The 12,805-nt window shown below is 63.6% G+C and carries 11 protein-coding genes and 7 pseudogenes; 15 read left to right on the top strand and 3 right to left on the bottom strand.

From position 1 onward, the window contains the following. The first annotated feature begins 5 nt into the window (after positions 1–5). Positions 6–290 (top strand): topoisomerase DNA-binding C4 zinc finger domain-containing protein, encoded by a 285-nt coding sequence (locus tag H9K75_RS25660; RefSeq protein ID WP_404826447.1) that lies wholly within the window; start codon positions 6–8, stop codon positions 288–290. A gap of 723 nt (positions 291–1,013) precedes the next feature. Here H9K75_RS25660 and H9K75_RS20135 read toward each other — a convergent pair. Next, a pseudogene (locus H9K75_RS20135) lies at positions 1,014–1,648 on the bottom strand (cation transporter). Positions 1,649–2,032: 384 nt separating this feature from the next. Between H9K75_RS20135 and H9K75_RS24255 the strand changes: the two are divergent. Then, complete coding sequence (locus tag H9K75_RS24255) at positions 2,033–2,269, top strand: hypothetical protein (protein ID WP_003098970.1); 237 nt, start codon at positions 2,033–2,035, stop codon at positions 2,267–2,269. 12 nt (positions 2,270–2,281) lie between these two features. Continuing rightward, entirely contained in the window at positions 2,282–2,656 is a 375-nt protein-coding gene (locus tag H9K75_RS24250; RefSeq protein ID WP_011516992.1) for a DUF3703 domain-containing protein, read from the top strand. Positions 2,657–2,723: 67 nt separating this feature from the next. On the opposite strand, the gene cadR is transcribed toward H9K75_RS24250, so the two are convergent. Then, positions 2,724–3,122, bottom strand: coding sequence for a Cd(II)/Pb(II)-responsive transcriptional regulator (gene cadR / locus H9K75_RS20125; RefSeq protein ID WP_003098965.1), 399 nt, complete (start codon positions 3,120–3,122; stop codon positions 2,724–2,726). Positions 3,123–3,213: 91 nt separating this feature from the next. Here cadR and H9K75_RS25795 point away from each other — a divergent pair, with 91 nt between their 5' ends. From H9K75_RS25795 to H9K75_RS20080, 10 genes and pseudogenes are all read left to right on the top strand, one after another. Next, the gene (locus H9K75_RS25795; RefSeq protein ID WP_226858327.1) at positions 3,214–3,639 is read left to right on the top strand and encodes a cation transporter; all 426 of its coding nucleotides are present in this window, start codon (positions 3,214–3,216) and stop codon (positions 3,637–3,639) included. 115 nt (positions 3,640–3,754) lie between these two features. After that, a pseudogene (locus H9K75_RS20120) lies at positions 3,755–6,123 on the top strand (heavy metal translocating P-type ATPase). 3 nt (positions 6,124–6,126) lie between these two features. Beyond that, positions 6,127–6,587 (top strand): annotated as a pseudogene (gene lspA / locus H9K75_RS20115) (signal peptidase II). Between the two features lie 374 nt (positions 6,588–6,961). After that, positions 6,962–7,273, top strand: coding sequence for a hypothetical protein (locus tag H9K75_RS25655; protein ID WP_003108988.1), 312 nt, complete (start codon positions 6,962–6,964; stop codon positions 7,271–7,273). A gap of 337 nt (positions 7,274–7,610) precedes the next feature. Then, positions 7,611–7,823: a hypothetical protein gene (locus H9K75_RS20105; protein WP_003116833.1), complete on the top strand. Its 213-nt coding sequence runs from the start codon at positions 7,611–7,613 to the stop codon at positions 7,821–7,823. 21 nt (positions 7,824–7,844) lie between these two features. Beyond that, complete coding sequence (locus H9K75_RS20100; RefSeq protein WP_187723865.1) at positions 7,845–8,237, top strand: hypothetical protein; 393 nt, start codon at positions 7,845–7,847, stop codon at positions 8,235–8,237. Between the two features lie 182 nt (positions 8,238–8,419). Then, positions 8,420–9,106 carry a hypothetical protein gene (locus H9K75_RS20095; protein ID WP_003116830.1) on the top strand — a complete coding sequence of 229 codons (687 nt, stop codon included), beginning with the start codon at positions 8,420–8,422 and terminating at the stop codon, positions 9,104–9,106. Between the two features lie 82 nt (positions 9,107–9,188). Next, positions 9,189–9,925: pseudogene (locus H9K75_RS20090) on the top strand (DUF5983 family protein). 97 nt (positions 9,926–10,022) lie between these two features. Beyond that, positions 10,023–10,301 (top strand): hypothetical protein, encoded by a 279-nt coding sequence (locus tag H9K75_RS20085; protein WP_003116828.1) that lies wholly within the window; start codon positions 10,023–10,025, stop codon positions 10,299–10,301. 287 nt (positions 10,302–10,588) lie between these two features. Then, positions 10,589–11,412, top strand: a pseudogene (locus H9K75_RS20080) (GTPase). A gap of 261 nt (positions 11,413–11,673) precedes the next feature. On the opposite strand, the pseudogene merR reads toward H9K75_RS20080, so the two are convergent. Beyond that, positions 11,674–12,080: pseudogene (gene merR / locus H9K75_RS20070) on the bottom strand (Hg(II)-responsive transcriptional regulator). A 71-nt stretch (positions 12,081–12,151) separates the two neighbouring features. Here merR and merT point away from each other — a divergent pair. Both merT and merP read left to right on the top strand, forming a co-directional pair. Next, positions 12,152–12,501: pseudogene (gene merT, locus H9K75_RS20065) on the top strand (mercuric ion transporter MerT). Between the two features lie 12 nt (positions 12,502–12,513). Then, positions 12,514–12,801: a mercury resistance system periplasmic binding protein MerP gene (gene merP, locus H9K75_RS20060; RefSeq protein WP_003116826.1), complete on the top strand. Its 288-nt coding sequence runs from the start codon at positions 12,514–12,516 to the stop codon at positions 12,799–12,801. The last annotated feature ends 4 nt before the right edge of the window (positions 12,802–12,805 follow it).

Genomic DNA, 12,805 nt, shown 5'->3' with positions numbered 1-12,805 from the left:
TCGACATGATCGAGGCCGGACAGCTCACCCTGGACGTGTTCATCGGCAAGCAGGCCGCGTGGATTTCGCAGTTGATTGCGCAGTACGGCAGCGCCTCCCTGTCCATCAAGGTTCCCCAAGGGCCGGCATGCCCGCAGTGCGGCGCACCCACGCGCCAGCGCAGCGGCAAGAGCGGCCCGTTCTGGTCGTGCAGCCGCTACCCGGACTGCAAAGGCACGCTGCCAGTCGAATCCGGCAGCTCCAAGCGCGGCGCCTCGCGCCCGCGCCGTAGCGGCCGCAAAGGCTCCTGACCGCCCCCGTTCCCCGTGAGCCGTGCCCGCCTTCGGCGGCGTGGCCCCTGTCCCGCACTCCGCCGCATGCCCTGCGGGACGCCCAGCGCGCAACGCCTTCTTGATCCGTGTGCGCGTCCCGCCCAGCCGTCCCCGGCCGCGGGACCTGAAGGTAGCTTCTCTGCGAGCCGCACCACGCGCGTTCTGTTGATCTGCGTTTCTTCCGCCCTCTGCGAAGGGTCTCCCGGTGGCTTGCCAGGCTGCACGAGCCACCGGGAGACCCTTCGTGGTCAGCGGTAATCGGTGCCGGTGCCCGCCGGTGCAAAAACGGGCTCCCTTTGTGCGCGGATGTGCGCCAGACGATGCCGGCCCCAGCCACGACATGGGCCGGGTGTGATTGCTTGATGAGCAGACGGTTCTAGCGACGACCGGGCCTGCCAATCAGCCCACGGGTGGTTCCTCTTTTCTCCCGAGCCGAAGGCCGTTGGGCCTTCGGCGCCATTCTCCTGCCCATCAACGTCCCGGCCCGGCCATTGGCCTGGGCCACACGAACAGGAGAGACGACATGCACCCTCAACCTTGCGCACCGCTGCTGTACGGCAGACGGAGGTCGAGAACGGCATGCCCGCCTATCGCGCGGCCATCGCCAATGGTACGCTCGGCTGCAGCCGAGGCCGTAGCCCAAAGGCTGGACTACCTCTTTTGCAGAGGTAAACCTCGGGATGAACTGGGCGAAAACATGCCTTATGTGCCCGCCTTACGGCGAGCTGTTTCCGATGCTTCGCGCAGGATTTCCCGCCCCCATTCGCTGCGATTGCGGCCACGATGACGCCCAGCACCAGATCCGGGATGTTCGACCCGAACCCCATCACCAGCACCCCGGACAGCACAATCGCACCATTGACGATGGAGTCGTTGCTGGTAAAGATCGCTGACGCCTTGAAGTTCACATCTTCCCCGCGATGGCGGCGCAGTAGTCTGAGGCACACTAGGTTCAAAGCCGCGTTCAGCGCGGCCATGGCCATCATGGCTGGGCCGACAGGCTCTTCCCCTCCAGCGAAGCGGCGTAGGACTTCCAACAGCAGCAGCGCGGCCAGGCCGATTAGCAAGAAACCCGACAAGCGGGCCGCGCCCACCTTGACCGTTGCCGCACGACCGACGGCATACAGGCTAACCGCATAGACCGACGCATCGGCGAGGTTGTCCAACCCGGCGCCCATCAGCGCCGTAGAGCCAGCCCAGATGCCAAGGGCAATGCCGGCGGCGGACTGCGTCAGGTTGATCAGCAACACAGTCAGAAGAATCTTTCGGTCCTTCGCATCGCTCGCATCTAGGCGGCCCAACTCGTCGTTTTCGTGATTTCTGTGGTTTTCAGCCATGCATTGTTCCTTCCAAATCGATGGATGCTGAAGCCTGTAGCGGCTGGAGAGTCAAGGCGCAGATGCAACGAACTTGCCACAGGGTCTTCCCGGACGCCCTTGACTCTACCGTAGCTAGAAGGTTTTCCAATCCAGTCAGAGCTTTAGGACAGAACAGATGAGCACCAATGCGCCCCCTTCATTGCGACTGTCATCCGGTATGGCTGCTATCCACTGATCCGTGGCGCCACTGCGGTTGTGCTCTTCGGCGAGCTCGCGACCGGCCGGCCGTCTTTTCCGACGGAGCTACTCACAGTGATCGTCGCGCTCGCTTGTGCCGCCTTGCTAGAGGGCGGGCGGCCTTTCCACTCCCCGTTGAGCCAGTAGCGGCGTTCCAAGCTGTGGTTGGCCGTCGGCGCATGGCTCGGCTTCTTGGTCGTGCATCTGGCCTTCCAGCACTCCAATCTGGGATACCGGGTCGGGCCGTTGGGATTGTTGATCGGGGTGGCTGAAGCCCATCGCTGGCATCACAAGCGTGAGCACGAAGACGCCCAAGTCAACTACGGCGATTTCTGGATGCCCGGGGGCCACTTGTTCAGCGCTTTCCGGTCGCAAAAGCACACGCTGGGCGCCAAAGAGTGACACTCAAGAAAGATGGACTTTCCAATGGACTACGGCCCGCAGCTTGTCTATCCCTTCCGGAGCCGGCCAGCAGCGGCAAACGCTTGCGCTGCTGGCTATACGATCTTGCCCACGTCGCATTCTTGCGCGAGTCGGGCCTTGCGGCTTCTTGCGAAGCGATCGCGAGTTGCGTGGCGTGCCCATGAGTCGGGCCGCGTCGTGGCGCACTGCTACCTTGGCCTGCACCTGCACCTGCGCAGCCACGCCGCGATGCTCGGTCTGGCCTGGAGAACCCGTAAGGTGGCGGAGATTGCGGCGCGCAGGTCGTCCGGCTCGCGCTGGCTCCTGTGGGCCACGCCCTCGGTCGCACGCCGTCTCAAAACGTCAGAATCGCGCGCTTTCGCATGATGGAGCGCGGCACGTGGCTCTCAGAACTGGACCCGATCACTTCCAGCACCGATGACACGCTCGAGCTTCAGGCGGGCTCGGCCAAGCTGTTGAGAATGCCGCACTCGCGCGAGGTTCGGGCGCTATCGCAGGAGCGTCGCAGATCCATTAACTCGCGCTCCAAGGCGCGCAATTCCTTCATCTTGGTCCGCACTTGCGCGATATGAGCGTCGACCAGCGCGTTCACCTCGCCGCAGCCCAACTCTGGCCGATCCCGTAAGTTCAGCAGTTGACGGATCTCATCCAGCGTCATGTCCTTCGCCCGGCAGCGGCGGATGAACAGCAAGCGCTGCAAATGGACTTCGTCATAGAGCCTGAAGTTGCCCTCGCTACGTGCAGGCTCGGGCAGCAAGCCTTCTGACTCGTAAAAGCGCACGGTCTGCACCAAGCAATCTGCCTTCTTGCCCAGTTCACCGATCCGCATCATGGTTGCTTCCTATAAAAAACTTGACTCTATATCTACTAGAGGTTTTCTAATGATGGCATCCGGGGAAAACCTTGTCAATGAAGAGCGATCTATGAACAAAGAACCTTCCAGCCCATGCGCCTGCTCCGGCGGCAATGGCCAACAGACGGCGTGCGCCAGTGAGCAGGCCAGCACTGAAACCACCGTTTTCCACGTGAGCAACATGGATTGCCGCAATGAGGAAGCACTGGTGCGGCGAACGCTGGAGGGCATGCCCGGTGTCGAGCGGCTCCTGTTCGATCTTCCGCAGCGTTTGTTGACCATTTCGCACCGCGAAGTCTCGGCCGATGCCTTGGAGCAAGCGCTGAATTCGGTGGGCATGAAGGCTCAGGCTGTCCGAGACGCCGCCGTGTCGACCACCTACCGCATCGAGAACATGGACTGCCCGAGCGAGGAGAAACTCATCCGCTCGCACCTCGGGCAGTCGAGGGAATTCAGGACCTCGACTTCGACCTCGCTGAGCGCACCCTGTCGGTGAAACACCTCGCTCAGGCACGCGCGCAGATGGAGCAGGTCCTGGCCTCGATCGGCATGCGCGCCAAGGAGCAGACCTTCGGCCACACGGGGCCGATCGAAGCCGCGGCTGTGATCCCATCCTCGGCCCTGCAGCAGCAACCAACCGCTGCCGTTTCCGCGCCGCCGATCGGCGAGCGGGTGACGTACCGGATCGAGAACATGGATTGCCCGACGGAAGAAGCGCTGATCCGCGACCGGCTGGGCAAGCTGCCGGGTGTGACCGCGCTCGACTTCAATCTGATGCAGCGTGTGCTGGGAGTCCAGCACACGCTGGCGACCTCAGCGCCGATCGAGAAGGCGCTTGCTTCCATTGGAATGCAGGCTGCGCGGCAGGACATGCAGACAGCCACCACGGTACTTCGCATCGCGAAGATGGACTGTCCGACCGAGGAAAGTCTGATCCGCGGCAAGCTGCAAGGCATGCCGGGCGTGCAGGGAATGGATTTCAACCTGATGCAGCGCACGCTCACGGTTCGGCACACACCCGACGCGATCAAGCCGGCAGTCGAAGCCATCGAATCGCTGGGCATGGAAGCCGAGGTCCAGAGGACTGATGAGCCGCGCGATGCCCCGGTGGCCGCGCACAAGACCAATTGGTGGCCGATGGCGGTTTCGGGCGTTGCGGCGGTGGCCGCCGAAGGCGTGTACTGGGTCAACGACGGCAATCATTGGGCCGTGATCGTGCTGGCACTGGTTTCGATCTTCACCGGCGGCCTCAGCACCTACAAGAAGGGCTGGATCGCGCTGAAGAACCTCAACCTGAACATGAACGCCCTGATGGCCATCGCGGTCACCGGCGGCATGGCGATCGGCCACTGGCCGGAGGCCGCCATGGTCATGTTCCTGTTCGCGTTGGCGGAAGTGATCGAGGCGAAGTCGCTGGACCGCGCCCGCAACGCCATTCGGGGCTGATGGACTTGGCGCCCGAGACCGCGACCGTGCGGCAGGCCGATGGCTCATGGACAGAGCTGCCGGCCAAGGAGGTCGCAAAGGGCGCGGTGGTCCGCGTGCGTCCTGGCGAGCGCATCGCACTGGACGGCCTGATCACCTCGGGTCGATCGGCCATCAACCAGGCGCCCATCACCGGCGAGAGCCTGCCCGTCGAGAAGGCCGAAGGTGACCAGGTCTTCGCCGGAACCATCAATGAGACCGGCTCTTTCGAATACAAGGTGACCGCAGGCGCCAGCGACTCGACGCTCGCGCGCATCATCCATGCCGTGGAGTCCGCGCAGGGCAGCCGTGCGCCCACGCAGCGCTTCGTCGACCAGTTCGCCCGCGTCTACACGCCGGCGGTGTTCGCGGTGTCCGTGCTGGTTGCCGTCGTGCCGCCGCTCGCCTTCGGCGGCGCATGGTTTGACTGGGTCTACAAGGCCCTGGTACTGCTGGTGATCGCCTGCCCCTGCGCTCTGGTCATCTCCACGCCGGTCACCATCGTCAGCGGCTTGGCCGCTGCCGCCCGACGCGGCATCCTGATCAAGGGTGGCGTCTACCTGGAGGGCGGGCGCAAGCTCAAGGCGTTGGCCCTGGACAAGACCGGCACACTCACACATGGCAAGCCCGAGCAGACCGACTTCGTGCCGCTGATCGGCGAGGCGCAGGAAGTTGCCGCCTGGGCCGCAAGCCTCGCGGCACGCTCGGACCATCCTGTGTCTCAGGCCATCGCCCGCAAGGCGAACCGTGACGGCATCGCGCTGCACGAGGTCGACGACTTCGCGGCGCTGCCTGGCCGCGGCGTGCGCGGCCGCGTCGCCGGGCGCATGTTGCACATGGGCAACCACAGGCTCGCCCAGGAGCTGGGCCTGAGCGAAGCGACGCTCCAGGCTCGGCTGGAGACCCTGGAGCGCCAAGGCAAGACAGCGATCCTGCTGATGGACGATGCGACCGTGCTCGGCATTTTTGCAGTGGCCGACACCGTGAAGGAAACCAGCCGTGAGGCGGTGGCCGACCTGCAGGCGCTGGGTGTGCGCACGCTGATGCTGACGGGGACAACCAGCACACGGCCGCGGCCATCGCTGCCCAGGTCGGAATCTCTGAAGCCCGTGGTGACCAACTGCCCGAAGACAAGCTCAAGACCATCGAAAGCCTGGTCGGCGGCGAGGGCCAGGTGGGCATGGTGGGCGACGGCATCAACGATTCGCCCGCGCTCGCCCGTGCCGACATCGGCTTCGCCATGGGCGCGGCCGGCACCGACACCGCGATCGAAACAGCCGACGTCGCCCTGATGGACGACGACCTGCGCAAGATCCCCGCCTTCATCCGGCTGTCGCGTAGCACTGCGGCGATCCTCACGCAGAACATCGTTCTGGCCCTTGGCATCAAGGCGGTGTTCCTTGCGTTGACGTTCACAGGGCATGCCACCATGTGGATGGCTGTGTTCGCTGACATGGGGGCAAGTCTTTTGGTTGTCGTCAATGGGCTGCGCCTCCTGAAGTTCAAGGCGGCATGAACAATGGATGAACCATCTCTTCGCAAGACGCAGTGGTACTCACTCGCGATCGTTATATTCGCCGGCGATCAGGCAGCTAAGAGCTACATTGACGCGACAACTCCCTTGGGTTGGTCGCACGAGGTGGCGTCATTCTTCAACCTAGTTCACGCTCTCAATCCCGGCGCGGCGTTCAGCTTCCTTGCTGGCGCGGGCGGCTGGCAGCGGTGGTTTTTTCTGGCGATCGCGTTCGCAATATCGGCATGGCTCGCATGGCTGCTCTCCCGGCCGCTGCGCAAAACGGAAGGCCTTTCGTACAGCCTCATTCTGGGCGGCGCATTGGGCAACGCGTTCGACCGCGCCACGCGCGGCACGTTATCGACTACATCGACTTTCACCTGCACGGCTGGCACTGGCCCGCCTTCAACATCGCTGACATGGCCATCGTGGCGGGGCGATCGCGCTGGTGGCCCAGTCGTTCATGAGCGTGGAGAACCCGGCCGCCACAAAGGAGTCCCAGTGACACTGGGACGATCCGGAAATTCGCAATGCACACGGTGCAGGACACCAATCTGAAGAGAACGGCCCCCAGCATGAGCGGCCGCGGCTTGGCCCTCATGCTAGCGCCCACCGCCGCTTTTGCTGCAACGCCCTGTTGCGATGGCGGCGATTGCTGCAACGACGTCGCAATGCCTTGCTGTGAATAAACAGCACGCAAGCCAGTTGACCTGGCAATTATGAAAGTCCATCACGGCGATGCTGGCCTTTTTCGTTCCAATGAGCCGTCACGGAGAGGTGATGATGAAGCTATGCCGGGATCCTGCAAGCTTTAGGACGGTCTTCTTTACCGCATAGCGATATGCTGATGTCACCCGTTCGCCTCGCCTGGCAAGTACAAGTAGTTCGTCGCGGTTTTCTGGCCGTGTCCGCCCGCTTCGCTGGCCCTTTTGCCCCAAACAAGCGCAATCATGCCTGCGTTACCACCAAAGTTCGCCCCCGCCAGTTGCTGTTCCTAAAGGGCATCAAGCTCAACGCCATCGCCGACCGGCCAGCGTATTTCGCATCGCTGCGTGCCCGTCGGGGCCAGCCCATCGTCATCCTCGCAGAGCTGGGACCGGACGAGGCATTCGCCCTGTGGAAGCAGCATGTACTGGGCGACAGGCCTCGCTGACCCAGTTTCGCCTCATCCTCCTGACAGCCCCGCACTTATTGCGGGGCTTTCTTTTTTCCGCGTTCGCCAATCGGGGCTGTTGCAAATGCCGATTTCCGGCTGACGCGGCTCGCCTCGCGCATGAAGCTGCCCGCATGTGTCGCTGATTCGTCAGCACCATGCCAGCAGCCAGAGTTTCCAGGCTGCCGCGGATTCTTTCCGCGCTACCCGCCAGTCCGCCATCGCATCGAGTCTGCGGACGCGCGTCACCCGTGACGCCGATGCTTTTTTCTCAACCGCGTGCGGGAGCTGCCATCCCGTGAGGGACGAGGCCCCGCTTTTTCCAAGGAGCCCGTCCATGTCCCAGCAAGCCTCTTTCGGCCAGTTGGCCTTGATCCATTGCGGCAAGTTCCTGCCGCTCGAAATCCTGCATAGCGCCGCCGGCCACTACATCGGCACGCGCGATACAGAAGGTCCCGTTTCGCGGGAATCCTGCCAGTACTTCCGCAGCTATGCCGCGGCTCAACGTGCCCTCGAAAGAGGCGGCTGGTCCCAGCTCGCCACACCCTGATCCAACTGGAGGAACCACGTCATGAACCAGCTTTTGCCCCAGGAAGTCGTCGATCAGATCATGCGGGAAGAGCAGCATTTCGCCGCCGCGCCCCAAGCCTTCTTCGAGGTCTGGAAGCGCGGCGTCGAGATCGCAGGCCCGCAATGGTTTGGCGACGGCACGCGCGAAGGCCTGAACCAGGCAAAGAGCAAGTGGGATCTGCGTCCCGACATGCTGCGTGCCAACGACGCACTCGGCGTCCTGAGCAGCGGGGAACGCATGTTCCTGTCCGCCATGTTCAGCTTCTACAACGCGCGCGAGGGCGGTGCCATGCTCAAGCGCTGCCACTTCCAAGGACTGTCGAACTTCGATGGTCTCGATCTGCAACGTCGCCAGGTGATCGCCGACCTGCTGCTGAACTACAGCGGTTGGTGAGCCGGTCCCTGGCACACCTTCATCACTGCGTTCACGGGACCCCATGAGGGACATGCGCCTCGTTCGAGGCCATGTCCCTCGCGTTTTCTCCCCGCCCAGCGCCATCCGGCATCAGGCGGTTTCCCCTGCGGATGCCATCGTCCGCAAGGGCTGGCTCCGTTCATTCATCGAAAGGAGCCTTCATGGCCAACAACTACTACGAAGCCACCGGCGTTCTCGTGCTCGACCGTGTGACGCCCGTCATCCAGGCGCTGTTCGGCGCCTTCGCGCTGGACGAGAGCCACCCCGGCAACGGGCAGGCCTACATCGCCCAGATCGCCGAGACCACCAATCCGCAATGGCCGGACGTGCTCGATGGCCTGGAAGACCTGGCCACGCAACTCGGTATTCCGATGCCGGACGACGAAGGGCTGTCGATCCCGCCGCTGCTCGAACTGCTCGCCGTGCACTTCCGTGCCGATGAGGACGAAGAGCTGGGGAACTTGATCGACCGTCATTCGTTCGAGGACACCGCCGATCTCGACGCATTGTTTCTGATCGCCACCCGGTTCGATGACGGGCACCACCTGACCGCCATCCAGTTCGAGGGCTGCTGGTACTGCAGCAAGCCGCGGCTGTTCGAGTTCGGCGGCAACGGCTGCTACCTGAGCCGCGAGGTCCGCTTCATCAGCTCCTCCTCCCAGGCCCTCCAGCTCGGCGACCAATTGCGCAAGACCATTGTGGCCGCCGACATCGAAGAGGCTTCGGCCCTGATCGCGCTGGAGACCATCAATCTGCTGGCGGGCGTCAGCGACGAGCCATTCCGCATGAATTTGCGCCGGCGCGTCGCCGAGCGATTGGCCCAAACGCCAACGATCAGCGTCACCTGACGCTGTTTCCTTTCTTTCCACCCACCGGGGTCAATTCCCGGTGGCGGGATTTGCTCCATCATTATTCTGTTGGAGAAATCCCATGTCCCAGAATCCCAATCCCTTTCTACGCGGCTACTGGAATCTGAAAATCGTCCGCACGCTGTCCATCAGCTACGAGGACGGAAGCCCGCATGTTTGGCGAAACATCCACCCGAGCCAGCAGCACCTCTGCGACGCGGCGCTGGTTTCTTCTCCTTGCATCATCACCAGCGACTTCGCGGTGGTCAGGACTGGCACCGAACCTGTCGGCGCCGCACTGATCGCCGAATGCGACGCGGCTGAAGGGGCAGCGGCGAAGGCATGGTGGGTGCCGTGGTGTACGCGATCCACGGCGACGACTTCGACGGCCGCCCCGTCCACATTGGCGACACCTATTCGGCCGAGGCCGCACGGGAAGTCGTGCAGCGGTTGAGCTTCGAGACCGGCTACTACAGCCGGTGCTGGGAAATCAGCAGCGCGCACATCAGCCGCGAAACCGGCCAGTACCTGGCCAACCTGGCTGACCTCGCGACGCCGGAGGCCTTTTTGTTCATCGCGTTCCGGATTCCCTACAGCCCGGCGATCGGCGTCAAGCTGATCTCCACGCCCTGGACGGACCAGCACCTGCAGGACGTCGAGGGGATCGCCGCCGAGCAGCTTCGGCAGGAGCACCGCAGCAAGGGCATGCCGGACGAGCTGGCACAGATCCTTGAACTGGCCGGCCAGGCCGACGTGCGCATCCTCATCCTCGATGCCGACGCACCCGTGTTGCCGGGCCTATCGCTGGCCGGCGAATAGCTGCCACACACATCCCCGGCCTTCCTTGTCCTCACCGCATGCCGGCCCGGTCTCCCGCCAGAGAGCCGGGCCGGCGCACTTTCACAGGAGCGATCCCATGTTCCCCGACCTCATCACACCCGCATCCGACTTCGAGCACCAACTCGGAGCCTGCGTCAACGCCATGAGCCAGGAAGATGCCATCGGCCAGATCCTGGTATTCGAGCGCATGAGCGGCACGCTGCACATGCGCCATATCGCCAGCGCCGACCTGGTGGACACCGACGTGGACGACTACGAAATGGTCGTCTTCGACGGTGGCAACACAAGCGGCGACACGTGGAAACACGTGTTCTTTCCGCGTCAGCGCGAGCACTACTTCGTGTACCAAGCCTGATTCCTCCAGCCCTTTCGAGGGGCTTTTTCTTGCCCGCAGCACAGGAAAACGGTTGTGGTGCGGTGCCGTTTCCTGCGGGCAGGCAGACCGCCCCAGGGCCATGCTTGCCCCATGTTCGTCGGCGTTGCCGGCACATGCCCAGGCAGTCGAGACCTTCGAGGCTGCAAGCGCGGGAAACCGTGCTGGTCGTTTCTTCCTACGGACCTACCGCGTCCATCCACGCCACCCACAAGGGACCTCTCCCTTGCGGGCGGGGAATCCCTTGTTTTTCCTCAAGGAGTTTCCCCATGGATCGTTCCCTCATCAAATCCATGATGCCTTCGCTGGTCGCAGGCCATGTGCCCCGCAACGTGCGGTCGTTCAAGTACCGCGTGTTCGATGATCAGCCGCTGTCCTCAACGCTGGGCTTCGCCATCGACCCCCAACCCTTCGACGGCAAGGTGGTCGCCGCGACCGACGATGCCATCGTCGTCAAGCTCAAGCCTTCCGAGTTCGCGGTGCTCGATCCCAGCCTGGCGACCACGGTTCCTGCCGAAGGCGCCAAGGTGCATGTCCAACCCTATGCCCGTCGTCGCTTCGACGGACTGCGCGCGGACACGCCGGAGGTCATCACCGAGGAGACTTCGGACGGCACGCCGTACACCATCACGAGGCACATCCTCGGCTCGGCGCCGGCCAAGCTGCCCATTCCCACGCCGCAGTGCATGGAGTTGGGCCAGCTCATCGAGCAGTTGGAGGAGATGCCGGCCCCGATCGCTTCCGGCGCATCACCCACATGCTGGTGGATGCCGGTGCCCGCGACTTCACCTGGGTCGATCCCACGCCCTCCAAGATCATCGAGACCCCGCCGGCGATCAGCTTCACGGTCTCGACCGCGAAGTTCGAGGGCCGGGTGACGATCCTCTACGACCGCGGCGGAGACACCTACGTGGTGGAACTGCACCGTCAGAACGGTGAATCGGTCGAACTGGTCGATCGGCACGACGAGGTGTATTTCGACATGCTCGGCGAAGTGCTGGAGAGGCTCATCGACGACGGGCGCTGGCGCCAGATCGACGTGAGCATCCTCGACGCGAAAGCGGCCCGCAAGCGCCAGGCCGTCCCGGCATGACGCCCCGCAGCGAAACCGGGCGGTCCTGCGGCTGACCCGAGGCATCCGCCACGGCGTTCCAGCCGTTCCGGCCGCGTGCACTACAGGCCCTTCATCCCATCGGATGGAGGCCTTTCTCATTCTTCCACACAGGAGATTTCATCCATGTCACTGCGATTCAAAGGCGCTGACCTGCGCCCCGTGCTGACCGAAGCCATCGCCAATCAGGGGTCGTCTCAGAAAACGGAAAAAAATCGTACGCTAAGAGCCGAAGTGGGCCCTTTAGCAGCAATGCAAAGCTGCGATCAACGGGCAGGAAACATTGCCATGGTGCGCGTTGCACTCTCTCACTAGCGTCGACAGGGCCTCTTCCATCCGCGTGAGGTCCGCCATGCGTGCGCGCACATCGGCCAGCCGGTGAGCAGCCAGTTCGGCCGCCTCGCTGCAATGGGTGCCGTCCTCCAGTTTCAGGAGCTGGCCGACTTCATCCAGGCTGAATCCCAGGCGCTGGGCTGACTTCACGAACTTCACCCGCGCCACGTCCGCCTGCCCGTAGCGGCGGATGCGACCGTAGGGCCGCTCCGGCTGGGGTAGCAAGCCCTTGAGCTGATAGAAGCGGATCGTCTCCACGTTGACCCGGGCTGCCTTGGCGAAGGCCCGATGGTCAGATTCTCTTGAGCGTTCTCCATGGCGCTTGACTCCGTAGTTGACTACGGAAGTAACGTTACAGCATCAAGCGAAGTCCCGGAAGGAGAACCTTATGTCGGAACCCAAGAACGGCTGCGGCGCACTGGCGACCGGCGGCGTCGCGGCCGTCCTCGCCTCGGCCTGCTGCCTCGGCCCCTTGTCCTGGTCGCGCTCGGCTTCTCTGGCGCGTGGATCGGCAACCTGACCGTGCTGGAGCCGTATCGGCCGATCTTCATCGGCGCAGCGCTCATCGCGCTGTTCTTCGCCTGGCGCAGCATCTTCCGACCAGCCCATGCCTGCAAGCCCGGCGACGTTTGCGCCGTGCCCCAAGTGCGGACTGCCTACAAGGTGATCTTCTGGATCGTGGCCGCCCTGGTTCTGGTTGCCCTCGCGTTTCCCTACGTCCTGCCGCTGTTCTACTGAAAGGAGATCACCATGAAGAAACTCACCACCCTCACCACCCTCATCGCCCTGGCCGCCGCTCTAAGCGCGCCCGCCTGGGCTGCCACCAAGACCGTCACCCTGTCGGTGCCCGGCATGACCTGCGCCGCGTGCCCGATCACGGTCAAGACGGCTCTGTCCAAGGTCGCCGGCGTCGAGAAGGCCGAAGTCAGCTTCGAGAAGCGGGAGGCCGTCGTCACCTTCGACGAGGCCAAGACCAATGCCGACGCCTTGACCAAGGCCACCGCAAACGCGGGTTACCCGTCCAGCGTCAAGCAGTGAGGGC

It is taken from the genome of Diaphorobacter aerolatus (genome assembly GCF_014489535.1).
GTDB classification, from domain to species: Bacteria; Pseudomonadota; Gammaproteobacteria; order Burkholderiales; family Burkholderiaceae_C; genus Diaphorobacter_A; species Diaphorobacter_A aerolatus.
The sequence above is the reverse complement of the archived record's forward strand: the minus strand, read 5'-3'. Positions and strand labels throughout refer to the sequence as shown.

Excerpts from the sequence above, each read along its gene's own strand:
- H9K75_RS25660 (WP_404826447.1), top strand. The coding sequence starts at position 6 with ATGATCGAGGCCGGACAGCTCACCCTGGACGTGTTCATCGGCAAGCAG.
- H9K75_RS24250 (WP_011516992.1), top strand. The coding sequence starts at position 2,282 with ATGGACTTTCCAATGGACTACGGCCCGCAGCTTGTCTATCCCTTCCGG.
- cadR (WP_003098965.1), bottom strand. The coding sequence starts at position 3,122 with ATGATGCGGATCGGTGAACTGGGCAAGAAGGCAGATTGCTTGGTGCAG.
- H9K75_RS25795 (WP_226858327.1), top strand. The coding sequence starts at position 3,214 with ATGAACAAAGAACCTTCCAGCCCATGCGCCTGCTCCGGCGGCAATGGC.
- H9K75_RS25655 (WP_003108988.1), top strand. The coding sequence starts at position 6,962 with ATGCTGATGTCACCCGTTCGCCTCGCCTGGCAAGTACAAGTAGTTCGT.
- H9K75_RS20105 (WP_003116833.1), top strand. The coding sequence starts at position 7,611 with ATGTCCCAGCAAGCCTCTTTCGGCCAGTTGGCCTTGATCCATTGCGGC.
- H9K75_RS20100 (WP_187723865.1), top strand. The coding sequence starts at position 7,845 with ATGAACCAGCTTTTGCCCCAGGAAGTCGTCGATCAGATCATGCGGGAA.
- H9K75_RS20095 (WP_003116830.1), top strand. The coding sequence starts at position 8,420 with ATGGCCAACAACTACTACGAAGCCACCGGCGTTCTCGTGCTCGACCGT.
- H9K75_RS20085 (WP_003116828.1), top strand. The coding sequence starts at position 10,023 with ATGTTCCCCGACCTCATCACACCCGCATCCGACTTCGAGCACCAACTC.
- merP (WP_003116826.1), top strand. The coding sequence starts at position 12,514 with ATGAAGAAACTCACCACCCTCACCACCCTCATCGCCCTGGCCGCCGCT.